At 66.8% G+C, this 22,179-nt stretch carries 16 protein-coding genes; 5 read left to right on the top strand and 11 right to left on the bottom strand.

Going from position 1 to position 22,179, the window contains the following annotated elements; genetic code table 11:
* Positions 1 to 12: 12 nt before the first annotated feature.
* Genes J3R73_RS02400 through J3R73_RS02380 form a run of 5 tightly spaced genes read right to left on the bottom strand, consistent with a single transcriptional unit; the run spans position 13 to position 5,270 of the window.
* The gene (locus J3R73_RS02400; RefSeq protein WP_307422053.1) at positions 13 to 1,074 is read right to left on the bottom strand and encodes an ABC transporter ATP-binding protein; all 1,062 of its coding nucleotides are present in this window, start codon (positions 1,072 to 1,074) and stop codon (positions 13 to 15) included.
* A gap of 14 nt (positions 1,075 to 1,088) precedes the next feature.
* Positions 1,089 to 1,922: a carbohydrate ABC transporter permease gene (locus tag J3R73_RS02395; protein WP_307422051.1), complete on the bottom strand. Its 834-nt coding sequence runs from the start codon at positions 1,920 to 1,922 to the stop codon at positions 1,089 to 1,091.
* Between the two features lie 8 nt (positions 1,923 to 1,930).
* Positions 1,931 to 2,797: a carbohydrate ABC transporter permease gene (locus J3R73_RS02390; protein ID WP_307422049.1), complete on the bottom strand. Its 867-nt coding sequence runs from the start codon at positions 2,795 to 2,797 to the stop codon at positions 1,931 to 1,933.
* Between the two features lie 27 nt (positions 2,798 to 2,824).
* Positions 2,825 to 4,084: an ABC transporter substrate-binding protein gene (locus J3R73_RS02385; RefSeq protein ID WP_307422048.1), complete on the bottom strand. Its 1,260-nt coding sequence runs from the start codon at positions 4,082 to 4,084 to the stop codon at positions 2,825 to 2,827.
* A 46-nt stretch (positions 4,085 to 4,130) separates the two neighbouring features.
* Complete coding sequence (locus J3R73_RS02380) at positions 4,131 to 5,270, bottom strand: mandelate racemase/muconate lactonizing enzyme family protein (protein ID WP_370880063.1); 1,140 nt, start codon at positions 5,268 to 5,270, stop codon at positions 4,131 to 4,133.
* A gap of 84 nt (positions 5,271 to 5,354) precedes the next feature.
* Here J3R73_RS02380 and J3R73_RS02375 point away from each other — a divergent pair, with 84 nt between their 5' ends.
* Positions 5,355 to 6,047: a GntR family transcriptional regulator gene (locus J3R73_RS02375; RefSeq protein WP_307422044.1), complete on the top strand. Its 693-nt coding sequence runs from the start codon at positions 5,355 to 5,357 to the stop codon at positions 6,045 to 6,047.
* A gap of 50 nt (positions 6,048 to 6,097) precedes the next feature.
* On the opposite strand, the gene J3R73_RS02370 is transcribed toward J3R73_RS02375, so the two are convergent.
* From J3R73_RS02370 to J3R73_RS02350, 5 genes are all read right to left on the bottom strand, one after another.
* On the bottom strand, positions 6,098 to 6,859 hold the full coding sequence (locus tag J3R73_RS02370; RefSeq protein WP_307422042.1) for a DUF429 domain-containing protein: 762 nt from the start codon (positions 6,857 to 6,859) through the stop codon (positions 6,098 to 6,100).
* Between the two features lie 3 nt (positions 6,860 to 6,862).
* On the bottom strand, positions 6,863 to 10,303 hold the full coding sequence (locus tag J3R73_RS02365; RefSeq protein WP_307422039.1) for a DEAD/DEAH box helicase family protein: 3,441 nt from the start codon (positions 10,301 to 10,303) through the stop codon (positions 6,863 to 6,865).
* A gap of 6 nt (positions 10,304 to 10,309) precedes the next feature.
* Positions 10,310 to 11,488, bottom strand: coding sequence for a restriction endonuclease subunit S (locus J3R73_RS02360; protein WP_307422038.1), 1,179 nt, complete (start codon positions 11,486 to 11,488; stop codon positions 10,310 to 10,312).
* 8 nt (positions 11,489 to 11,496) lie between these two features.
* On the bottom strand, positions 11,497 to 13,047 hold the full coding sequence (locus J3R73_RS02355) for a type I restriction-modification system subunit M (RefSeq protein WP_307422036.1): 1,551 nt from the start codon (positions 13,045 to 13,047) through the stop codon (positions 11,497 to 11,499).
* A 259-nt stretch (positions 13,048 to 13,306) separates the two neighbouring features.
* Positions 13,307 to 14,401, bottom strand: a complete 1,095-nt coding sequence (locus J3R73_RS02350) for an Acg family FMN-binding oxidoreductase (protein ID WP_307422034.1) — start codon at positions 14,399 to 14,401, stop codon at positions 13,307 to 13,309.
* 264 nt (positions 14,402 to 14,665) lie between these two features.
* Here J3R73_RS02350 and J3R73_RS02345 point away from each other — a divergent pair, with 264 nt between their 5' ends.
* Entirely contained in the window at positions 14,666 to 14,875 is a 210-nt protein-coding gene (locus tag J3R73_RS02345) for a hypothetical protein (RefSeq protein WP_307422032.1), read from the top strand.
* A gap of 84 nt (positions 14,876 to 14,959) precedes the next feature.
* Here the strand turns inward: J3R73_RS02345 and J3R73_RS02340 are convergent, their stop codons facing one another.
* Positions 14,960 to 15,553, bottom strand: a complete 594-nt coding sequence (locus tag J3R73_RS02340) for a cadmium resistance transporter (protein ID WP_307422030.1) — start codon at positions 15,551 to 15,553, stop codon at positions 14,960 to 14,962.
* 911 nt (positions 15,554 to 16,464) lie between these two features.
* Between J3R73_RS02340 and bcsN the strand changes: the two genes are divergently transcribed.
* Genes bcsN through J3R73_RS02325 form a run of 3 tightly spaced genes read left to right on the top strand, consistent with a single transcriptional unit; the run spans position 16,465 to position 22,168 of the window.
* Entirely contained in the window at positions 16,465 to 17,439 is a 975-nt protein-coding gene (gene bcsN, locus J3R73_RS02335) for a cellulose biosynthesis protein BcsN (protein ID WP_307422028.1), read from the top strand.
* A complete protein-coding gene (gene bcsA / locus J3R73_RS02330) occupies positions 17,436 to 19,634 on the top strand; it encodes a UDP-forming cellulose synthase catalytic subunit (RefSeq protein WP_307422026.1) in 2,199 nt (732 codons plus the stop codon). The genes bcsN and bcsA overlap by 4 nt, the downstream gene beginning before the upstream one ends.
* Complete coding sequence (locus J3R73_RS02325) at positions 19,631 to 22,168, top strand: cellulose biosynthesis cyclic di-GMP-binding regulatory protein BcsB (protein WP_307422024.1); 2,538 nt, start codon at positions 19,631 to 19,633, stop codon at positions 22,166 to 22,168. The genes bcsA and J3R73_RS02325 overlap by 4 nt, the downstream gene beginning before the upstream one ends.
* The last annotated feature ends 11 nt before the right edge of the window (positions 22,169 to 22,179 follow it).

The following is a 22,179-nucleotide window of genomic DNA, read 5'->3' as shown; positions in this document are numbered from 1 at the left end:
TGGCGCAGGCCGTCAGCGCAGCCGCGCGCCGTCGGCGGTGAACAGCCGCGCCTTGCGCATGTCGAAGCGCAGCGTCAGGTCCTCCCCCGGCCGTGCCGCCGCCTCGCGCCTTTCCGCCACGATCGCCTCGCCGGTCGCCAGCCTGCCATGGACGAAGGCGGTGCTTCCCAGCCTCTCCACCACTTCGGCCCGGGCCGGCAGCGCGATGCCGGCGGCCTCGTCGAGATGCTCGGGGCGGATGCCGAGCCGGAGGCTGTCGCCGGGATCGAGCGCGCGGACGAGCGGCGGCGCCTCGGCCTCGACCCCGCCGAAGCGCAGCATGCGGCCGTCGGCGCCGACGCTCGCCGTCAAGAAATTCATGCGCGGCGAGCCGATGAAGCCGGCGACGAAGGCATTGTCCGGATCGTCATAGAGCGCCATCGGCGGCCCGACCTGCTCGACGCGGCCGGCCCGCAGCACCACGATCTTCTGGGCGAGCGTCATCGCCTCCGTCTGGTCGTGGGTGACGTAGACGATGGTGTTGCCGAGCGACTGGTGCAGCTTGGCGATCTCGACGCGGGTCTGCACCCGCAGTTCCGCATCGAGGTTGGAGAGGGGCTCGTCGAACAGGAAGACGTCGGGGTTGCGCACGATGGCGCGGCCGATGGCGACGCGCTGGCGCTGGCCGCCGGACAGGGCCGCCGGCTTGCGGTCGAGCAGGGCATCGAGCTGCAGGATGGAGGCGGCGTGCCGGACCTTGCCGTCGATCTCCGCCTTGGGCCGGTGGGCCATGCGCAGGCCGAAGCTCATATTCTCGGCGACGGTCATATGCGGGTAGAGTGCATAGGACTGGAAGACCATGGCGACGCCGCGCTGCGAAGGCTCGGTGTCGTTCATGCGCTTGCCGCCGATATGGAGGTCGCCGGAGGAGATCGCCTCCAGCCCGGCTATGCTGCGCAGCAGCGTCGATTTTCCGCAGCCGGACGGACCGACGAACACGGTGAACTCGCCGCGCTCGATCGTCAGCGAGATGTCGTGGAGGACCTCGACGGCGCCGTATTTCTTGCCGACACGGTCCAATCGGATTTGCGACATGTCAGGGTTCCGCTTCAGCCTTTGACGGCGCCGACGGCGATGCCGTTGACGATCTGCCTCTGGAAAAACACATAGATGATGACGATGGGCGCGGCGGCCAGCACGATGCCGGCGGTGAGCAGCGGCACGTTGGTGGTGTATTCGCCGCGCAGCGCCGCGATGCCGACCATGACGGTGCGCTCCTTCTGCAGGACGAGCAGCGAGATGAGCACGTCGTTCCAGCAATAGAGCGTGTTGAGGATGCCGAGGGTGATCAGCGCCGGCTTGCCCATCGGCAGCATGACGTTCCACCAGATCTGCAGGATCGAGGCGCCGTCCATGCGCGCGGCCTCCACCAGCTCGCGCGGCAGGCGCGAATAGAAGGCGGTCATCATGTAGACGCTGAACGGCAGGAAGAACGCGGTGTAGGAGATGATCAGCCCGATGCGGGTGTTGACGAGATCCAGCGCGATGATGGTGCGGTAGAACGGCACCAGCACCACCTGCACCGGGATCATCAGCGAGGCGAGGATCACCAGGAACAAGAAGCGCCGGAAGGGAAAGCGCAGCATCGCCAGCGCGAAGCCGGCAAGCGAGGACACCGCCAGCAGCAGCAGCACCGCCCCGGCGGTGGTGATGACGGAATTGACGAAATACTCGCCCAGCCGGGCCCGCTGCCAGGCGGTGACGAAATTGTCGAGGGTCGGCGCGGTGACCAGACCGAAGCGGTCGAGGATATAGCCCTTGTTGGTCTTCAGCGCATTGTTGAGGGCAAAGAAGACCGGATAGACGCAGGAGAGCGCCAGCACCGCCATCGGCACCGCCGCGACCCACAGCAGCCTTCTTTCCCTCTTCGCCAGGACAGCCATGTCCCCCCTCACAGATTGGCGTTGCGCGACATGATGCGGATCTGCACATAGGCGAGGCCGCCCAGGATGACGAAGAGCACCATGGAGATGGCGGCGGCATAGCCGGGCTGGTTCATCTTGCCCTGCTCCAGCCAGATCAGGAATTCGGGCAGGGTCGTCGCCGTGCCGGGGCCGCCGGCGGTCAGCACATAGATCAGGCCGAACATCGAGGTCAGCACGCCGATGGTGGTGACCACGGCCACGAATTCGATGATCGGCCGCAGCGCCGGCACGATGACGTGGATCCAGATCTGCAGCGGCCTGGCGCCGTCGAGCCGGGCCGCCTCGATCAGCTCCGTGGACACCGTCGAAAGGCCGGCCATGAAGATCAGCAGGCTCATGCCGAACGTCGCCCACAACTGCACGGCGATCAGGCTGGCGAGCGCCGTGGCGCCGTTGCCGAGCCAGTCGACGGGGACGAGGCCGACGGCCTTCAGGAAGGCGTTGAGGCTGCCGTCGAAGCGCAGGACGACGTTGAAGATCGAGCCGATGATCACCGTCGACAGCACCGCGGGAAAGAAATAGACGGCGCGGAAGATCCGCCCGCCCGGCACTCCCTGGTGGATCAGGATGGCCAGCAGCAGCGGCAGCATCACCCAGACCGGCAGGGTCGCGATCAGGATCAGCGTGTTCTCGATGCTGTCGCGGAAGACGGGGTCATGGGCGATGGCGACGTAATTGTCGAAGCCCACGAAGGAGGACCGGCCGAAGCCGTTGGAATCGGTGAAGGACAGGACGAAGCCCCAGGCGAGCGGAAAAAGGCGGAACAGCCCGACCAGCATGATGGCCGGCAGCACGAACAGCAGCCCGATCCGTCTTTCCGCCTTGCTGCCCACCCTTGCCTCCTCCTCCGGCGACCGCGCCTATTTGCGCGCGTCCGCCTGCACGGCGTCCAGGCGCGCGGCGGCCGCATCGACCGTGGCCTCGCCGTTGAGGAGAAGCTGGCTCTGGCGGTGCCATTCCTCCAGCTCCTTGGCGGTCGCGTTGGCATGGGCCGTCGGCACGCCTTTCGTCTTCAGCCAGGCCAGGATGGCCTTGGCGGCCGGGCTGTCGACCTTGCTGGTATCGACGCCGGTGTTCGAGGCGATCGCCCCGGTATCGGTGAAGAAGACCTGCATCGCCGCCGGCGCGGCCAGCGCCTTGGCCAGTTCCACGGCGAGATCGGCATGGACCGACGCCTTGTTGACGCCGTAGCCGATGCCGCCCGCCACCGGCATCATCGGATCGCCCTCCGTCTTGTCGGCGGCGAGGGTCGGCGAGGGCATGCGGAAGACGCCGTCGTCGGCGCCGAGGAAATCGTCGAACTGCTTCCAATGCGCCACGTCCGAGATGAGGCCGATGGTGTTGGCGTCCTCGCCCCGCATGAAGCCTTCATACTCGTCCATGAACTTGGTGGTCGAGTTCGGCCCGTCCTGGAACCAGCCGGCCTTGCCGGCGTCGACCCAGCTCTGCAGGATGGCCTTGACCTGCGGGCTCGACCATTTCAGCCGGCCGGCGGCGAAATCCTGCTGCTCGCCGGCGGTCCATTCGTTCGCCGCCATCGTCGAGAACCAGAATTCGGCGCCGTAGCCTTCCTTGTTGCCCATCGAGAAGCAGGGCACGGCGCCCTTCGCCTTGATGGCGGCGCAGACCCGGGCGAGGTCGGCCCATGTCCTCGGCGGCTTGTCCGGATCGAGGCCGGCATCCCGGTAGAGCTTCTTGTCGTAGTAGACGACGAAGCCCTGGATCGACAGCGGCACGGCATAGACGCCGCCGTCGGCGCCGGTGAATTCCGGCCAGCCGATCACCGTCTTCCTGAGGTCCGCCACCTTGTCGTCGAGCCTCAGCAGCGCGGGAATGCGGGCCTTGGCCTGCGCCCCGCCATTCATGAGGAACAGGTCGGGCCCGGCATGGGAGGACAGCGCCGTGCCGAGCAGCGTGTAATACTGGTCGAGCGGCTGCATCACGTAATTGACGGTGACGCCGGGATGGGCCGCCTCGAAATCGCCCTTGACCTTTTCGTAATAGGAGGCGGCGGCCGGATCGCCGGACTTCCAGTCCCAGACAGTGATCTCCTGCGCCTTGGCGGGAGCGGCTGCCAGGATCGTGCCGGCGAGAAGCAGGGCGGACAGTTTGGCTTGCATATCGGTTCCTCCCAGGGGCTGATGCCGTGCATTGCGGCTCAGATGTTCATTTTAGGGTCCGTATCGGGCCGGCCGGCGCCTCGCCCAGCTGGTCGCGCCGCAGGACCGCCGGCCGCGCCCAGTCGCGCCGCGCCGCCTCGCTCAGCACCAAGCCGTGGCCGGGTCGGTCGGGCGCATAGGCATACCCGTCCCGGATCTCGACCGGCTCCTCGACGAGATGGCCGAAATTCTGGAAGGAATATTCCAGCCATTCGACCTCGGGCAACGCGACGGCCATGTGGACGCCGATCTCCAGAAAGGTGTTGCCGAGGGTTACCGGCACGCCCATCTCGGCTGCCAGCCAGCCGATGCGCATGACGTCGGAGACCTGGCCGTGGACGTTGAGCATGTCGGCGGCGCTGGCCTCCAGCAGCAGGCGCTTGCCCTGCAGATCGAGATATTCGCCGGAATTGATCTGCGTCCACGGCGCCGCGTGCCGGAGCGTCCGCAGGCCCTCGTGATCATGCCGCAGGATCGGATCCTCGACCCACAGGAGATCATGCCCGGCGCGGCGGATCGCCTCGATCTTCATCAGGGCTTCCTTGGACGACCAGCCTTCGTTGGCGTCGATCATGATCTGCGAACCGGCGGGCACGACCTGCCTGAGCAGGTCGAGGCGGTGGAGATCGCGCTCGAATTCGGGATGGCCGACCTTGATCTTGAAGGCGCGATACCCGATCTCGGCCGCGCGGGCGAACAGGGCCTGGAAGGCGTCGTCGGACAGATGATAGTCGAGGCCGCTGGCATAGGCCTTGACCCGGCTGCGGCGGCTGCCGAGCAGGACATGCAGCGGCAGGCCGGCCTCCTTGGCGGCGAGGTCCCACAGGGCGACCTGGAGCGCCTCGTGGAAGGGCAGCGAGAACGCCCGCTGATTGCCGCCGCGCGGCCGGTTGACGCGATGCACCAGCCCGATCGCCCTCTGCCCCTCCAGGCCGGGCCAGGCCTCGGCCGCGAAGATCCTCTCGATCTCCGCCTGGTCGGGGAGCGTCGAGAAGAGCGCCTGGATGAAGCCGAGGCCGATCTGCCCGCTGTCGGAAACCAGCTCCAGCGCCGCCACGTTCGCCTCGTCGGCGCGGACCTGGCAGTCGCCGATGACGCGATCGCGCGCGAACTGGAAGCGGGTGATGCGGAAGGAGGCAAGAGGCATGGCCATCGCTTTCTGATGGATTAAAATGACCAACTGATCTATCAGATGCAGGTATGGTGTATTGCAGGAGCGAAGGCGGCGCAAGTGGCGAAACGTGCGAAAGGCCGTGAGCGGGGTGGGGCGCCCGCGCCCGCCCGTCGTCTCAGCGACGAGGCCTATGACCGTATCCTCGAGGCGCTGTTCGACCGGCGGGTGCCCGCCGGCGCCTTCGTATCGCAGAACGAGCTCTGCGCGATCGTGGACGTGCCCGTCGCCCCGCTGCGCGACGCCTTGCGGCTGCTGGAGGCGGAGGGGATCCTGCGGATCCACCCGCGCTCGGGCATCGAATTCGTGCGTCCGGGCCTGGAACTGACGCGCGCCACCTTCCAGTTCCGCGCCATCGTCGAGCGCGCGGCCATCCGCATGTTCGCCGAGCAGGCCGAGGAGGCCGAGATCGAGGCCATCCGCGCCCGCCACGCGGCGCTCATCGGCCGGATCGAGAAGAAGGGTCTGGCGCCGGACGATCTCGCCGAGGTCGACCAGATGGAGCGCCTGTTCCACAACGCCGTGATCGCCAGCCTGCGCAACCCGCTGATCGATGCCAACTACCGGCGCATGCACAATTATCTGCGCCTGCTTCGCCTCGACCGCAAGCTGACGGCGCCGGTGGTCCTGCGCACGCTGCGGGAGCATCTGGACATCCTCGTCGCCTGCAGGGCCCGCGACGCCAAGGCGGCCGAAGCCGCGCTCGACGCGCATTTCCGCGCCGCCATCCAGCGCAATCTCGGCCTCGCCTGAAAGGGGCAGGCGCATTCGGCCTGCTGCCCGAGCCAGCCCACGATCAGCGGCTAAAGCGCCCTGGCCCTGTTCCGGTCGAGGGCCGCCAGCGCCCAGGGGTCCCACACCGCCCGGGGCGGCAGCCATATCCACCCGCCCGCCGCGTCGCCGACGGCCTCCGCCTTTCCGGCCGCGGCGCAGGCGGCCGTCAGGAGGCACAGGAAGGCCGCCCGCCTCTCATGGTCCCCTTCTGTTTCGATGCGTCGCAGGAGATCCGGCGCGTCCCACCCGATCGCCGCCATCAGATCGGCCAACCGGCCGGCCTCGACCGCGCGTTCATACATCCAGTCGAACTTCCTGCCCCGCCGGATCGGGCCCGCGGCGAAGGCCTGTTCCGGCAGCAGGACACCCAGGAAGGCATTGGGAAAGGCCTCGACGATCGCCGCGTCGCGGAAAATGGCGGTCTCGAACATCGGCGCGGATGTCAGATGCCGGATCTGGCTGGCGGTTTCGAGCGCGGCCCGCTTCAGTTGAAGGCCGGTGCCGAAATGGCTCGAACCCGGCTTGCAGCGTCTCTGAAAGGCACCGCGCGCCAGCAGCTGCTCGCAGCTGCGCACCAGCCGATCCGGCGATCCCGCCGGCACGAGCGGCCCGTCGATGGCGATCACGCGGAAGCTCGCCGCCGCCGGCAGATGCAGCCGCCTCCGTTCCCAGTCGGTATGCGTCCGCGCCGCGCCGAACGCGCCGCCGACGCTCCAGGCGAGACCCGTGGTCGGGCGGGAGCCGGAAAAGCCGACATCGATGCCGAGCAGGTTGATGTCCGCCAGGGTCACCGCTCAGCCCGCCGCGCTCTCGTTGAGGCCGCGGATCACCGCCACCAGCCTCTTCGTCTTCTCGAAGTCGAACACCTGCTGCGGCCCTTCCGGCGCCACGTCGATGAAGGGGCTTTCATAGAGCAGGCCGGGATCCATGACGCCCTTCTCGGTGAGGTGCTCGATCACCATGTCGATGAACTCGATCTGGTCGGCGCTCGCGCTGCCGTCGGCGATAAAATCGGAAAACGCCTGCGCCACGGCGGCGCGGTCGAGCCCGACCAGCGAGCGGACGAAGGCGCCGAAGCCATGCGCCATGGCGGCGGCCTTCTCCAGATGTCTGGCATCGCCGATGCCGGCGGCGAGCAGCATGGCCTGCAGCTCCGCGATGTCGGTCGCCGTCAGCGGCTTGCCGTGCCGCAGCTTGGCGATGGCGATGTGATCCTCGTGCTCGCGCAGGAAATGCCGCGCCTTTCGCTTGAAGCGGGCGAAATCAACCTCGCCCACCTCCGGCAGGTCGATGTCGGCGCCCTCGCCGAGTTCGTCCTCGAAATCGGTGTAGACGACCCGGCGCTTGCCCTTCTCGATGTGCTGCACCACGCCCCGAAGCCGCAGCCGGACGAGTTCCAGCAGCGGCACGGTGATCCCCTCCCACCAGGCGTCGGAGAGGATGTCGAGGATCAGCGCGTGCCGGGCGGCGATGACGGGTATGGCGACCTGTTCGTCCAGCGCCGAGGCGATCTCGATCAGTTGCTTCCTGTCGCGATGGAAGCGCCGGGAGCCCTGGAGCAGCGCAAGCTCGAGCCCGAACATCAGGAGATCGAAGCGCTTGGCTTCCTCCGGCTCGCCCTTGACCATGCTCGGCAAGGGCGCGATTTCGTCCAGAAGTTCGCCCCGCATCGCATCGGTCAGCGCGTTCCAGGCATCCGGCGACTGGTATTTCTCGACAAGCCGGCGCTTGCCGCGTACGATGAAGTTGTCGGGATTCATGCTGGCGACGTAAGCCTTGAGGGCGTCCAGCGCCGCGTGGCGGATCGTCGTCTCGTCGAGCGCCCCGGTACCGGCCGCATCGTAAGGCGCCTGCGGCGCTTCGGCCAGTCCACCCGCCTCGCTTATGCCCGTCGCCTCCAGCCTGTGCTTCTCGTCGAGAGCGCGCACGAGGTCGAAGCGGGCGGCGAACAGGCGCTCGCTCAGGCTCTTCGGGTTGCGCCCTTCGTCCGGCTCGGGGTTCTGGCGGAAGAATTCGAGATTCTGGCAATAGTCGAAGACGCGGAAGAATTCCTTGTCCTCGCCGGGGCCGAAGAGATCGGGGCACAGGCGCGTGCCGCGCCCCATGATCTGCCAGAATTTGGTCTTGGAGCGGATCAGCTTGAACAGCACGAGGTTGACGATCTCGGGCACGTCGATGCCGGTGTCCAGCATGTCGACGGAGATGGCGATATGCGGATTGGCGTCCTTCTTCGAGAAGCCGTCGATCAGCGACTGCGCGTACTCCGTCTTGAAGGTGATGATCCGCGCGAAATGGCCGCCCAGATGCGGATAGGCGAGGTTGAAGCGCTCCTCGATGAATTCGGCATGGGCCTGGTTCTTGGCGAAGATGATGGTCTTGCCCAGCCGGTCGCCGCCGGCGACCTTGAGGCCCTCGGTCATCACATGCGCCAGCACCTTGTCGACGGTATCGGCGTTGAACAGCCATTTGTTGACGGCTTCGGCATTGACGCTGTCGGGCGGGTCTCCGTCCGCCTCGTCCCATTCCAGCATGTCCCACTGCTCCTTCTCCGGCTCGGAGAGGTCGTCGTAGCGAATGCCTTCGCGCTGGAACTTCAGCGGCACGGAGACCGAATGCGGCGGCACCAGCCAGTCGTCGGCGATGGCCTGGTCGAGCGAATAGGCGTCGGTGGGCACGCCGTCCTCGAGGTCGAACAGGCCGTAGGTGTTGCGGTCGATCTCGTCCTTGGGCGTCGCGGTGAGGCCGACGAGCAGGCTGTCGAAATAGTCGAAGATCGCGCCGTAGCGCTGGTAGACCGAGCGATGCGCCTCGTCGATGACGACGAGATCGAAATGGCCGGTGCCGAAGCGGAGGCTGCCGCCCTGCCGCTCGTCGATCAGGTTCATCATCGTCGGATAGGTCGAGAGGAAGACGCGGCCCTCCGCGTGCTTCTCCGTCACCAGATTGACCGGCGAGGCATCCGGCAGATGGGCCTTGAACGCCCGGACCGCCTGGTTGACCAGCGCCAGCCGGTCGGCGAGAAAGAGCACGCGCTTGACCCAGCCGGCGCGCATCAGCACGTCGACAAGGGCGATCACGGTGCGCGTCTTGCCCGAGCCGGTGGCCATCACCAGCAGGGCCTTGCGGCTCCGGTCCTTTTCGAAAGCTTCCGCCACCCGCCGGATCGCCTTGTGCTGGTAGGCGCGCTCGACGATCTTCCTGTCGATCGGGAAGCTGCCGGTGGCCTTGCGGCCGGTGCGCCGCTGGACCAGCAGCTGCAATTCGTCCTTCTTGTAGAAGCCGGAGACGGTCCGCTGCGGAGAGGCGGCATCGTCCCAGATCCAATGCTCGTAGCCGTTGGAGGTGAAGATCACCGGCCGCTGGCCGAACCGCCTTTCGAGGCAGTCGGCATAGAGCTTGGCCTGCTGCTGGCCGGCGCGCGGATCGCGGCGGCTGCGCTTGGCCTCGATCAGCGCCAGCGGCTTGCCGTCGTCGCCCCACAGCACATAGTCGACGAAGCCCCTGCCCTCGGCGGTCGGCATGCCCTCGACGGGAAATTCGCGGTCGCGGGGCTGGTCGAGCCTCCAGCCGGCTTCGCGCAGGAGCAGGTCGATGGTGAGATCGCGGGTCTCGGCCTCCGAATAATCATGCGTGTCGGGCCGGGCCTCGCTGGCGCGGCGCGCGGCGGCGATCTCGGCGCGCAGGCGCTGGAGCTCGGCATCGAGATCGGCCCTGTCGCGCAGCATCGCCGCGAACTCGGCGTCCTTGGCCTCCATCTCGCCCTTCAGGCGGGTGAGTTCGGCGAAGGCACGCTTGACCACGTCGGTCCTGCGGCTGAGCTGGGCGGGGTCGAAGGCGAGCCCGTCGGCCGGGCGTGCCTGCCGCGCATAGGTGCGGGCCAGCCAGAAGCAGAGATGGAAGAGTTCGCGCACGGCGTTGGCGGCCTCGGCCGGCTTGGTCTCGCGGCTCTCATGGACGGCCTGGTTGCCGATCCTGACGATCACCCGCGCCTTGGCGAACACCGCCGGCCCGGCGACCGCCTGGAAGCTCGGCTCGTGGATCAGCGCGGAAATGTTGCTGTCATAGGGGAATTTCAGCCCGGGATCGTGCCGGTAGGCCCATTGCACCGCCAGTTCCACCGTGCGCCTGGCATAGAAGGCCGCCGCGCGCGGATCGCCCTCGGCCAGGGATTCCGCCCGCTTCGCGCTGTCGAAGATCTCGGGGAATTCGGCGGCGAGGAAGGCGAAATTGGACATGAAGCCTCAGAGCTGGCCGGTGAAGGCGCGATGCTGGAGGGAGGAGAAGAGTGTTTCGTCAGCGAACGCTGCGATTAGAAGCAGGCGTCGCCTATCAAGCGCCGCCTCCAATGTTGCACGAAAACGTTTCTGAAGCTCAAGAGGCGGAATCGGAATAGAAAGTGATTTGACTATGCCCATGTTCAGGCCTGGCATTACAGCACCTTTCGCCTGCACCCCCAATTGCCGCAGGACGCTTGGCGCATTTAAAAGGCACCCGTGTAGGTACTCCGGGATAATATTCCGTTTATCCAGCGTTATACAGCACAAATGCTTGGTATTAATAGAAGTAGGTATGTCATCTGGAACGATGGCGCATCGCCCACAAGTTCCCATGATGGTGATTAACACGTCACCGGGTCTGACGGTGTAACGCGCAAGATCGCTGTACTTTTTGGGACTAATGTACCGGGGCTTCCCCCATTCAAATCGATTATTCACCGCGTTGTCGATGCCAAGCACCGCAATGCCCTCGTCGACAAATTCCGAGTGAAGCAGCTGGCTTCCAAACGGACCGGTCCGAATATCAAGGGCAACCTCGCCAACGGTGGCCGTAGGCCAACCGCTTGATCGTTCTTCACCGAACATCTCCAGAAAGATCGACTGGGTGAGGCTTTCGAGCAGCGCGATGGCCTGGCGGCGCTTCTGCCGCAGTTGATCGGCCTTATCCAGGATCGCCGCAATCCGCTTCTGCTCATCGAGCGGCGGAAGGGGGATTTCGAGATTGGAAACCTGATCTCGTGTGATGGAGGCTTGATTGACCCAGCTGCGGCACATCGCCTTAAAGCTGCCGAGTTCGAATTGACGGCGCAACCAACGAGCAACGTAAGACGGTTCCGCCGCCTGGGCCCTTATCCGCAAGCGAAGAAAATGATTGCTGAAGGTGACCGGCTCGTCCGCACCTACAAATAATGCCGTCTTACCGACGAGATCGGGACTATTGGTCGCATTTAATAGGATGTCGTTAGGCTGAAGGCTGAGACCCTTCTTTAACATTTTCACGGGGACACGGCGCGTTTTCGTCCAATTCAACGCTCCATCCCGTTCAACGTTGTTCATCCTAAACTGAACAATGCCTTCTGGATCGTCGATCCCACATGCAAACCCGCTTCGAAGATCATCTACGACATCGCCGAGCCTTACCATGCGAACACTCACAGCATCGCCTCCAGCTCTTTCAGCCCCCTGGCGATCTCGTCCTCCAGGTCCAGCAATTCCGCGATGATCGCCTTCGGCGGGCGATGCTCGGCGGCTTCGTGCACCACTTCCTTGTAGCGGTTGAGCGAGAGATCGTAATCGGCCGCCGCGATCTCCTCGCGCGGCACCGTGAAGCTCTGGGCGGTGCGCGGATTGTCGCGTTCCTCGGCCTCCCGTTTGAGCCACCCCGCCAGAACGGCCGGCAGGTTGTTCTTCGTATGCTCTTCTTCGTTCAGCCGGTACTCCGGCACCGGGCCGAACCTGTCCGCCGGCACCAGCATCTGGCGCTTGTCGTCGAGGCTCATGCCGTCGGCCTGCACATCGTAGAACCAGACATGGTCGGTGCCGCCGGAATTGGTCTTGGTGAACAGCACGATGGCGGTGGACACGCCGGCATAGGGCCGGAACACGCCGGAGGGCAATTTCACGATGGCGTCGAGCTTGTGGTCCTCCACCAGCATGCGGCGGATCGCCTTGTGCGCCGTCGACGAGCCGAACAGCACGCCGTCCGGCACGATCACCGCCGCGCGCCCGCCGGGCTTCAAGAGCTTGAGGAACAGCGCCATGAACAGGAGCTCGGTCTTCCTGGTCTTGACGATGGCGAGCAGGTCGGCGGCCGTCGTCTCATAGTCGAGCGAGCCGGCGAAGGGCGGATTGGCGAGGATCAGCGAATATTTGTCGGAGTCGTCGCCATGGCCGGAGGAGAGCGAATCCCGGTAGCGGATGTCGGCACCCTCGACGCCGTGCAGCTGCATGTTCATCGAGCCGATGCGCAGCATGGTCTGGTCGAAATCATAGCCGTGGAACAGGCCGTGGTGGAAATGCCAGTTGAGCGCCTCGTTGCGGAACAGGCCCTTGTGATGCTCGCGCAGATATTCGCCGGCGGCGACGAGGAAGCCGCAGGTGCCGCTGGCCGGATCGCAGATCACGTCGTTCGGCGTCGGCGCCGTCATCTCCACCATCAGCTTGATGATGTGGCGCGGCGTGCGGAACTGGCCGTTCTGGCCGGCGCTGGCGATCTTGCCGAGCATGTATTCGTAGAGGTCGCCCTTGGTGTCGCGGTCCTCCAGCGGGAGTTCGGCCAGCATGTCGACCACCTTGGCGAGCAGGCCGGGCGTCGGGATGGTGAAGCGCGCCCCCTTCATGTGCTCCGAATGGGCGGTGCCTTCCTCGGCCATCTCGCGCAGGAAGGGGAAGACGAAGTCCGACACCAGCAGGAACATGCGCTGGGGATCGGCATTCTTCAGCCGCGACCAGCGCAGCTCCTGATAGGTCACGTCCGCGCCGTCGCGGTCCTTGCGGTAGACGCCATCGCCGAAGATCACGCGCTCCATCGGCCGGCCGAGCATGGCGGCCTTGTTCTCCTCGCGCGTCTGGATGTCGTCGAGCCCGCGCATGAAGAGCAGATAGGTGATCTGCTCGATCACTTCGAGCGGGTTGGCGATGCCGCCCGCCCAGAAGGCGTTCCAGACCTGATCGACCTTGGAACGGATTTCGCCTGTGAGCATGTCTTCCCCGAATCGCGCTGTTCATCCGGGGCGACCGTAAGCTACGGCGTCGGAGTTCCAAAGGTGGGGCGATCGCGAGAGTGACCTGCTTTCTCCCGGGCAGGGGATGAGGGTCCAGACTTCGATGCCGAGAGTTCGACATCGCGCTTCAGTGGTCGAAGTTTAGACCCTCATCCGGCGCTTCGCGCCACCTTCTCCCAGATGGGAGAAGGAAAATCGCGCTATTTCGGGAAAGTCAGCGCTCATGGGAGGCCCGCGCCTACACCAGCACGGCCGCGACGGGGCGGCGCGGCGACAGCGGCAAAGTGGGGCCGTAGCCGAGGCGGAGGACGATGTCGGGCCGCCTGCCGGGCTCGCCGATCAGCGCGGCGAGGGCCGGCCGCAGCCCGGCGACCTCGACGGGCTGGTTGACGAAGGCGTGCTTCAGCCCGCGCGCCGTGGCGGCGAGCATGAGGCGCTGGCAGGCGCGGCCGACCCTGATCCAATGGGCGGGGTCCGCCTGCTCGCCGACGAACACCGCCAGCGCCGCCGAGGAAGCGAGCTGCCGGGCAACTTTCGGGCTCTCGCTCCCGGCCGTGACGAAAGCGGAAAAGGCGCTGCGGCCGAGGACGTCCGGCAGCGACGGGCTGCCGCTCGCCGCCGAGAACAGGCCGTCGCCGCTCCGCATGGCGCTGCGCGGATTGAAGCGGATCCAGCGCTCGAGCTCGGTCCTGAAGGCGGGGTCGGCCATCTGCGCGTCGTTGCCGGCGGCGACGAGGTCGCGCGCCTGGCTGATCCGCGCGCGGTCGGTCAGCAGCACGAGCCCGACGCCGGGTTCGGCGGCGATGCGTTCCAGCGCCGCGAGATCCTCGGACGGGATCGGGCGGCCGTCATAGTCGGCGCGCGTCGACTGGCGCCGGGGAATGGCGTCGAAGAGCGGATCGGCGACGGCCGGCCCCTCGGAGAAGCTCCAGGCGAGGGCGCTGCCGTCGCCGGGGAGAATCGCGATCTCGCCGGGCCGCCCCGTCGCGCGGCCGGCGACGGCGAGGTTCTCGGCCGCGCAGCCCAGGCTCACGAACAGATGGTGGTCGTCGGGATCGACGACGGGCGTGCGGCGGGATTCGTCCGGGAACAGGCGGACGGCGCCCGCCGCGACCGCGAACCGCCAGGGTTGCGTGTTGTGGCCGCTGGCGGCGAGTGTCGCATAGCGGACGAGGTCGCGCAGGTCCGGCTCTGCGGCGAGCGGCATGCGAAGGCCCTTCGCATAGGCCTCGTAGCCGGCCATCGATCCGGTCGCCCGCGACCAGGCGAAGGCGCCTGCGCCGGCCGCCGCCAGCGCGCTCGCGCCCGTGATGAGAAGGTTGCGCCTGTTCATGCCGTCCGCCCTGTCCATGGCCCGGGGACGACCGATACAGCAACGGCGCGGCGCCGGATTGATCCGGCTCAAGCGAGGGGGCTCCCTGCGCGGCCCCGCGGCCGCCCCTGCGGTCGCGCCACCTCGACGACATCGCACCGGCGGAGGTAGCCAGTTGAGGTAGATCAACACGCCCTGCGTACCGGCGCCGTAAGGTCGGGGCCTCGGTCCTCGCGATCGGGAACGAGGCCCTCCGAAGATCGCATCGCTACAGGAGATGATCTCATGTTGAAACTGCTGGCTACCACCGCGCTCTGCCTCGGCATGATGGCGGCGGCCCCCGCCTTCGCGCAGACGACGACGGATCCGGCCCCGGCCGCCCCGAAGGCCGAGGCGGCCAAACCCGTCGCGAAGAAGGTCCTGCCGCTCTGCACGGCCAAGCGCACCCATCATTGCCGGCATGCGGTGCATCATACCCACAAGAAGATGAAATAACGGCACGCGTGCCGACGAGCCCCGGGGGTGAAGCCGCGCCGCATCGGCCCGGTCTCCCCCCGGACTTGCAGGCATGCCGCCTCCTCAGGCGCCGATCAGCCCCAGCGTGTCGTTCTCGTGCAGGATGACGAGGCCGATGGCGATGAGGATCCAGGGCAGCAGCCTGTGGCCGTGGCGCCGGATCGGCGCACCGAGCGCGCGGTGGTTGACGAGGTAGTGCGCCCCGCAGCACCAGAGCGCCGTCATCGCCGCGAAGACCGCGACGATCACCGCCTGCTGAAGGGCCGGCCGGTGGGCGAACATCGGCACGGACACGCCGATATTGTCGCCGCCGCTGGCGATCGTCACCATCGCGACGGCGAGGATCTTGTGGACACCGGCCGCGGGATGGCTCTCCTCGTCGCGGCCGCCGGGTGCGCGCCAAGCCCACCACAGCTTGCGGATGCCGATGGCGATCGGCAGCACGCCGAGCAGCCCGATATAGGCGGGCGGGACCATGAGGGTGGCGAGCGCACCCGCCAGGCTGGCCGCGATTAAAGCGGCGATGCCGAGATACTGCCCGAGGACGACCTGCCTCGCGCGGAAGGCCGGATCGGCGAAGAAGCCGACCAGGACGAACAGGTCGTCAATGTTCGTCGCGGCGAAGGCGAGCACCGCGACCATGAGAACAGCCAGCACGAGATATCCCGGAGAATCGACGAAGCCGGGCTCCCTTTACCCTGCACGGGCGCGGAAAGCTCGCCCGATATGCCGGCGAGATCGAAACCGCGGTCGGGTCCCGCAGGGCGCTTCCCGTATCGGGCGCGCCCGGTCCCCGGAGCGTCCTGCCGATGCGCCAAAACCCCTGTTCGCCTCGGAACAAAGGGAGGCGGCGATCGTGGAGCGCCCGCCCTCATTTGTTGTGGACCGGCTCCCTCGCGATCGAAAAGCAACGATCGGGCCCGGCGATGCATTTTAAAGTAGGATTTTCCTCTTCCTGGCGGCCATATCCGGCACGGGTGTGTATTTTTCGTGCCCCGGCAATATTAGCGTTTCATAGCGGCCCTGATTTTCATGCATACGACGATCCGGGTCCCGATTGTTCGCTCCCGCCGCACCGAGACGGCCGACGGGATTTCCGGTGGCGGATGCAGCGACGCCGTTCATGCGAAATTGAACTATGCAGGCGCACGCCCTTGAAGATGCTTCGGGAATCGACCCGCATGAACCCGCTTCGCGCGGCGCCCATATCGGGCTATAGGATCAATGATGTGATTCGTCCGGCCGCGCGGGTCCCCTGCGTAATGGCGGGCCCGCGATGACCGCCGCTGTCGAGTGCACGCCGCGTAAGGCCTGCGCTCGACAGCCCACCAGTGCGTAGAAGTGTATAAAATTTTTCATCGTCCCTTGGTCTCGGACTGATCCACGGGAACCCTTGACTGTCGCTCTATTTGCCGGGTCGAAATGGTATACGCATGATTCAGCGTACGCGTCCTGTATATCTCTACCCTGCCGCACCGAAACGATCTCGGACCGGAGGGGCGGCCGGCGCGTGCCCCGCATTGCGTGCAGCGCCGCCCCGGGGATGGGCAGCGGGCGCTTGCCTGGCGGTGGCGGCGCTCGCCGTCAGCGGATGTTCGGGGCAGCGCGCGATCGTTTCGGGCTCCACCACCACGGTCGTGACGCCGGATCTCGCCTTCGTCTCGCTCGGTCCGGGCTCTCCCCCGCCTCTGTCGGTCGTGCAGACCTCCTATGTCAACGCGACGCGGCAGACCATCGCGCTGGCGACGTCGGGCGCGACGCCGGGGCAGAACGAGCTGCGCGTCGATATCTTCGGGATCAGCAACGATACGGCCGGCCCCGAATCGACGCTCGACAACAAGCCGCTCGGGCAGGCCAATCTCCCGGCGGAAGCGCAGACCGTCCTTCCCGGCGTCCCGCTGCACCTTTCGCTCAACTACGTCCAGAACCGCTACGGGCCCTTCGGCTATGCGGCGGGCCAGTCGGCCCAGGGCGACACCTGCCTCTATGCCTGGCAGCGCGTCTCCACCCCCGAGAGCCAGGTTTCGGTGTTCAACCGCCGCGCGACGATCTCGATCCGCCTCCGGCTGTGCGAGCCCGGCGCGACGGAAGCGATGCTGGTCGCCGCCATGATGAACCTGCAGGTCAACGCATCGCTTTCCGACGGCACCTGGACGTCCGATCCGAAGCCGCTGTCGGCCGATTTCGGCGCTCCCGGCGTCACCATGGGGCCGGCCCCCATCCTGTCGGCGGCGGAGAACCCATCGGCGGCCGCGGCATCCGCGGCGCAGCTCCCGACTGCGGCGGCCCCGTCGAAACCGGCCGGCCGGCGCGTGCGCCGGGCCGGGCCGCGCGCCGAGCCCGCCCCCGCGCTGCCGCCCGCACCCACGGCGCCGATCTTGAACGGCCCTGTCGTGCCGCCGCCGCCCGCGGCTGCGATCCCGGCCCCAGCCCGCACGAAGGGCGCCATCCCGGTCGCGCCGGCGACAGACACCGCCCCCGCTGCGCCGACGGCGGGCGATGCCGTGATACCTCTGCCACCCGCCGCGGGAGCCCAGCCATGACGCGATTCCTCGCCGTTCTCCTCTGGGCCTGCGCCTCTCTCCTCGTCTTCGTCGTGGTCACCCTGCCGATCAGCCAGCAGACGCATCTGATCGCCGGCACGGCGGTGGTGATCGCCATGGCCCTCCTGAAAGCCTTCAAGCCGACCGGCGTATGGCGGCTGATCGCGCTGGCGCTCGGCACCTCGATCGTGCTGCGCTATGTCTATTGGCGGACCACCAGCACGCTGCCGCCCATCAACCAGCCCGAGAACTTCGTCTTCGGCCTGCTCGTCTACCTCGCCGAGATGTATTGCGTCGGCATGCTGGCGCTGTCGCTCTTCGTGGTGGCCACGCCCCTGCCCTCCCGCCGGGCGCCGCGGCTCGCCGATGACGAACTGCCGACCGTCGACGTGTTCGTGCCCAGCTACAACGAGCCGCCCGACATGCTGGCCCGCACGCTCGCCGCGGCACGCGGCATCGACTATCCGGCCGACAAGATCAACGTCTTCCTCCTCGACGACGGCAGCACCGATCAGAAGAGGAGCGACGAGCGCATCGAACTCGCCGCCGAGGCCGAACGTCGGCACGCCGATCTGCAGGATCTGTGCGCCAAGCTGGGCGTCCACTATCTGACGCGGGCGCGCAACGAGCACGCCAAGGCCGGCAACCTCAACAACGGCCTGGCGCATTCGACCGGCGAGATCGTCGTGGTGTTCGACGCCGACCATGCCCCTGCCCGGGATTTCCTGCACAGCACCATCGGATTCTTCCGCGACGAGCCGCTGCTCTTCATGGTGCAGACGCCGCATTTCTTCCTCAACCCGGATCCGGTGGAGCGCAATCTGCGCACCTTCCTGAAGATGCCGTCGGAGAACGAGATGTTCTACGGCATCATCCAGCGCGGCCTCGACAAGTGGAACGCCTCCTTCTTCTGCGGGTCGGCCGCCGCGCTCCGCCGTTCGGCCCTGGCCGAGACCGACGGGTTCAAGGGCCGCAGCATCACCGAGGACTGCGAGACGGCGATGGAGCTCCACTCCAGGGGCTGGCACAGCATCTATATCGACAAGCCGCTGATCGCCGGCCTTCAGCCCGCCACCTTCGCCAGCTTCATCGTCCAGCGTTCGCGCTGGGCCCAGGGCATGATGCAGATCCTGCTGTTCCAGCGCCCCTTCATGAAGCGCGGCCTCAGCATCCCGCAGCGGCTATGCTATATGTCGAGCATCATGTTCTGGTTCTTTCCTCTTGCCAGAATAATGTTCCTCATTGCCCCGCTGTTCTATCTGTTCTTCGATCTGCAGATATTCGTCGCGTCGGGCGCGGAGTTTCTTTCCTACACGCTTTCATACATGTTCGTGAATCTGATGATGCAGAACTACCTCTATGGCTCCTATCGCTGGCCATGGGTTTCCGAACTCTATGAATATGCCCAGTCGCTCTACCTGCTGCCGGCACTGGTGTCGGTGCTGCTTCATCCCAGCAAGCCGACCTTCCGCGTCACCGCCAAGGACGAGTCGGTCCAGACGAGCCGGCTGTCCGAGATCGCCTGGCCGCTTTTCGCCTTCTTCGTGGTGCTGCTCTTCGGCATCGTCATGACCGTCCTCAAGCTGATCGCCGAGCCCGGCAAGGCCGACGTGACGCTGGTGGTCGGCATGTGGAACCTGCTCAACGTCCTGCTGGCGGGCTGCGCCCTCGGCGTGGTGGCCGAGCGCGGGGAAGCCCAATCCAGCCAGCGCGTGTCGGTGGAGCGGCGATGCGAATTGCTGGTCGGCGACCGCATCCTGCCGGCGACGATCCAGAACGTCTCGGCGAACGGCGCCGCCATTCGCCTGCCAGGATCCGCGGAGGGAATCATCAAGGACGGGCAGATCTCGATCCGCTTCGCGACGCTGACCCCGCTCGAAGGCGACCCGCTGCTTCCGAGCCACGTCAGACGCGTGGCGATGCATCAGGGCACCACCACCATCGGCGTGCGCTTCCTCACGACCGAGCCGATGCATTACAGGCTGGTGGCCGATCTCCTCTACGCCAATTCGGATCGCTGGACGGCGTTCCAGAAGGCGCGACGCTACAATCCCGGCCTGCTGCGCGGCACGATCTGGTTCTATGCGCTTGCGATCCGGCAGACGGTGCGCGGCATCTTCTATCTGTTCCGCTCGACACGGCCGGTGCGCCCTGTCGAGGTGGTGCGCCGGCCGGCGGTGGGAGACAGCCGATGAGGCGGCGGACATTTGCCCTCCTCTTCTCGGTCTTCCTGGCCGGCTCCGCACCCGGCCTCCAGGCGGACGAAGCCCAGCCGTTCGACATGACCCCCGAGCGCGGCAACAGGCCCGCGCCTCTGCCCTCCCCGATTCCCCTGCCGCTGCCGCCCGCCGCGGTCGCCCCGGCGCCTGCGCCCGACCAGACGGCCGCTCCGGCGCCTGCACCCGTCCCCCCCGCCGCCGCGGCGACGCCGGCTGCGGCGCCTCAGAGCCCCGCGACGCTGCCGAACAGCAAGGCGAAGAGCCAGCCGACGTCCCTGGACCGGCCCATCCTTCCCTATAAGCACCTGATCCTGGAAGGGGAGATCGATTCCAAGACCTGGAACGTCGTCCTGACGCGAGACCAGGCCGCGAGCCCGGTGACGCTGACGTTGGGCTACAAGGCGGCGGTGTTCGTCGCTCCGGAATCCTCGCGCCTGAGCCTGCGCATCAACAATCGCCCGATCTTCGACACGCCCATCGAGGCATCCGACCGTCTCGGCCAGCTCACCGCCCAACTGCCCGCCGGCCTCCTGCGCCCCGGCCCGAATCTCTTCCGCCTCGAGGCCACCCAGCGTCACCGTACGGACTGCACCATCGCCTCGACCTATGAGCTGCGCACGGAAATCGACAGCGCCAGCACGGCCCTGCATTTCCAATCGCCCACCGCACCCCGCCTGGCGCGCGTCGAGGATCTGGCAGCCGTCAGTCCGGACGTCGACGGCGAGACGCGCCTGCGGATCGTCACCCCCAAGCTCGGACAGAAGGTCGGCATCGCTCCGGTCCTGCGCTTCGCCCAGGCGGCATCCATCCTGATCGGCATGCCGAACCAGGACATCTCGGTCATGGACGGGCCGAACGGCCCTCCCAGGCCCGGCGTGATGACGGCCGCGATCGGCACCGCCGAGGACCTGAAGACGGTCATGCGGACGGTTCCGCCGGAAGCCGCGTCCCAGCCGATCGTGACGTTCGTCGACGATCCCGCACTCGGTCCTTCGACGCTGGTCATCTCCGGGCCGTCGCCGACGGCGGTGTCCCACGCCGTCGATGCGGTCGCCGCCCTGGTGGCACGGCCGCGGGGCGTGCCGCGGGCGGTGCTGGACACCAGCCGCTGGGCCGCCCCCAATCCCCCCCTCCTGCTCGGGGCCGGCCATGCCAGATTGTCGAATCTCGGCGTCGTCACCCAGGAGTTCTCCGGCCGCCGCTTCAAGGCGGAGTTCCAGATCGGCATCCCCTCGGACTTCTACGCGGGCGCGTCGGGCGAAGCGCTGCTGATGCTCGACGCGGCCTATTCGAACGCCGTGCTGCCCGGCAGCCATCTCGACATCTACGTCAACGACGACATTGCGGCGACGACGCCGCTGAGCGCGAATGGCGGGGAGATCCTGCGGCATCTGCCGATCCGCATTCCCATGGCGCATTTCAGGCCGGGGCCGAACCGCATCACCTTCGAGGCGCAATTGCACACCGCCGCCGACATGGAGTGCGCCGCCGGCCCCACGAAGGGTGACGCCCGCTTCGTGCTGTTCGACACCAGCGAATTCGTGCTGCCCGATTTTGCGCGCATCGCGCGGCTGCCCAATCTCGCCGCCCTGCAAGGAACGGGCTTTCCCTACAACATCTCGGAGACGCCGGTCGCGGTCGTCCTCGGCGAGTTCAGTCCCGATGCCGTCTCGGCCGCCGCCACGCTGCTGGGACGGATGGCTGTCTCGGCCGGACGGGTCATCGATGTCGACCTCGACGCTTCGCCGAGCACGCTGCGGGACCGCAACGCGATCTTCGTCGCGACGGCTTCTCAGATCCCGAGCGGCGTTGCGGACCAGCTCGACCTCGACGGCAGGATCGGCTCTCTGTGGAAAGCTCCGGAGGACAGCCTCGATCCCGGCGCGACACCGCTCGCCGCCAATGCGATGACGGGTATCGCGGGAAATGCCCTTGCGGTCACGAAGGCCCCGGATGCGCTCTCCGATCCCGCGGACACCCAGGAAACGTTCGACCGCTGGCGGGAGAGGCTGTCGACCAGCGGGAGTTGGCGCGGCGATGTCAGTTCCTTTCAGGACTGGCTCCAGCAGACGTTTCAGGTTTCCACCGCCAGCCTGCGTTTCCTGCCGAGCCGGGACGCCGCTTTCGAGCCTTCCCGCAACAACACAGCGCTCATCGCGCAAGGACCGAGTGTGAGCGGCGACAAGGCGTGGACGCTGCTCACCGCCCCCTCGCCGCGCCTCCTCCGGGAGGGGGCGGATGATCTCACGGACGGCTCGCAATGGCTGCGGCTCAGCGGCCGCCTTGTGAGCTACAGCGCCAAGACGAACGCCACCCAGACCCTCCCGGTCGCCACCTTCTCCTTCATCCCGACAGCGCCGTTCTCGCTTGCCAATCTGCGCCTGATCGCCGCAAATTGGCTGTCCGAGAACATTTTCGCGTTTTCGCTCCTGCTCTTTGCGGCCTGTCTGCTGCTTGGCCTCGCAACAGCGCTGTTCCTGTCTCACATAGGCCGTCGGAGCTCCCTATGATTCGGCGCCGC

The organism is Labrys monachus (assembly GCF_030814655.1).
In the GTDB taxonomy this organism is placed as follows: domain Bacteria; phylum Pseudomonadota; class Alphaproteobacteria; order Rhizobiales; family Labraceae; genus Labrys; species Labrys monacha.
This window is presented reverse-complemented; position numbering and strand designations above follow the sequence as displayed.

What these genes read in the sequence shown, in the direction of transcription:
- J3R73_RS02395 (WP_307422051.1), bottom strand. Translation starts at nt 1,922, where the DNA reads ATGGCTGTCCTGGCGAAGAGGGAAAGAAGGCTGCTGTGGGTCGCGGCG.
- J3R73_RS02325 (WP_307422024.1), top strand. Translation starts at nt 19,631, where the DNA reads ATGAGGCGGCGGACATTTGCCCTCCTCTTCTCGGTCTTCCTGGCCGGC.
- J3R73_RS02345 (WP_307422032.1), top strand. Translation starts at nt 14,666, where the DNA reads ATGTTGAAACTGCTGGCTACCACCGCGCTCTGCCTCGGCATGATGGCG.
- bcsA (WP_307422026.1), top strand. Translation starts at nt 17,436, where the DNA reads ATGACGCGATTCCTCGCCGTTCTCCTCTGGGCCTGCGCCTCTCTCCTC.
- J3R73_RS02350 (WP_307422034.1), bottom strand. Translation starts at nt 14,401, where the DNA reads ATGAACAGGCGCAACCTTCTCATCACGGGCGCGAGCGCGCTGGCGGCG.
- J3R73_RS02365 (WP_307422039.1), bottom strand. Translation starts at nt 10,303, where the DNA reads ATGTCCAATTTCGCCTTCCTCGCCGCCGAATTCCCCGAGATCTTCGAC.
- J3R73_RS02360 (WP_307422038.1), bottom strand. Translation starts at nt 11,488, where the DNA reads ATGGTAAGGCTCGGCGATGTCGTAGATGATCTTCGAAGCGGGTTTGCA.
- J3R73_RS02380 (WP_370880063.1), bottom strand. Translation starts at nt 5,270, where the DNA reads ATGCCTCTTGCCTCCTTCCGCATCACCCGCTTCCAGTTCGCGCGCGAT.
- J3R73_RS02385 (WP_307422048.1), bottom strand. Translation starts at nt 4,084, where the DNA reads ATGCAAGCCAAACTGTCCGCCCTGCTTCTCGCCGGCACGATCCTGGCA.
- J3R73_RS02400 (WP_307422053.1), bottom strand. Translation starts at nt 1,074, where the DNA reads ATGTCGCAAATCCGATTGGACCGTGTCGGCAAGAAATACGGCGCCGTC.
- J3R73_RS02355 (WP_307422036.1), bottom strand. Translation starts at nt 13,047, where the DNA reads ATGCTCACAGGCGAAATCCGTTCCAAGGTCGATCAGGTCTGGAACGCC.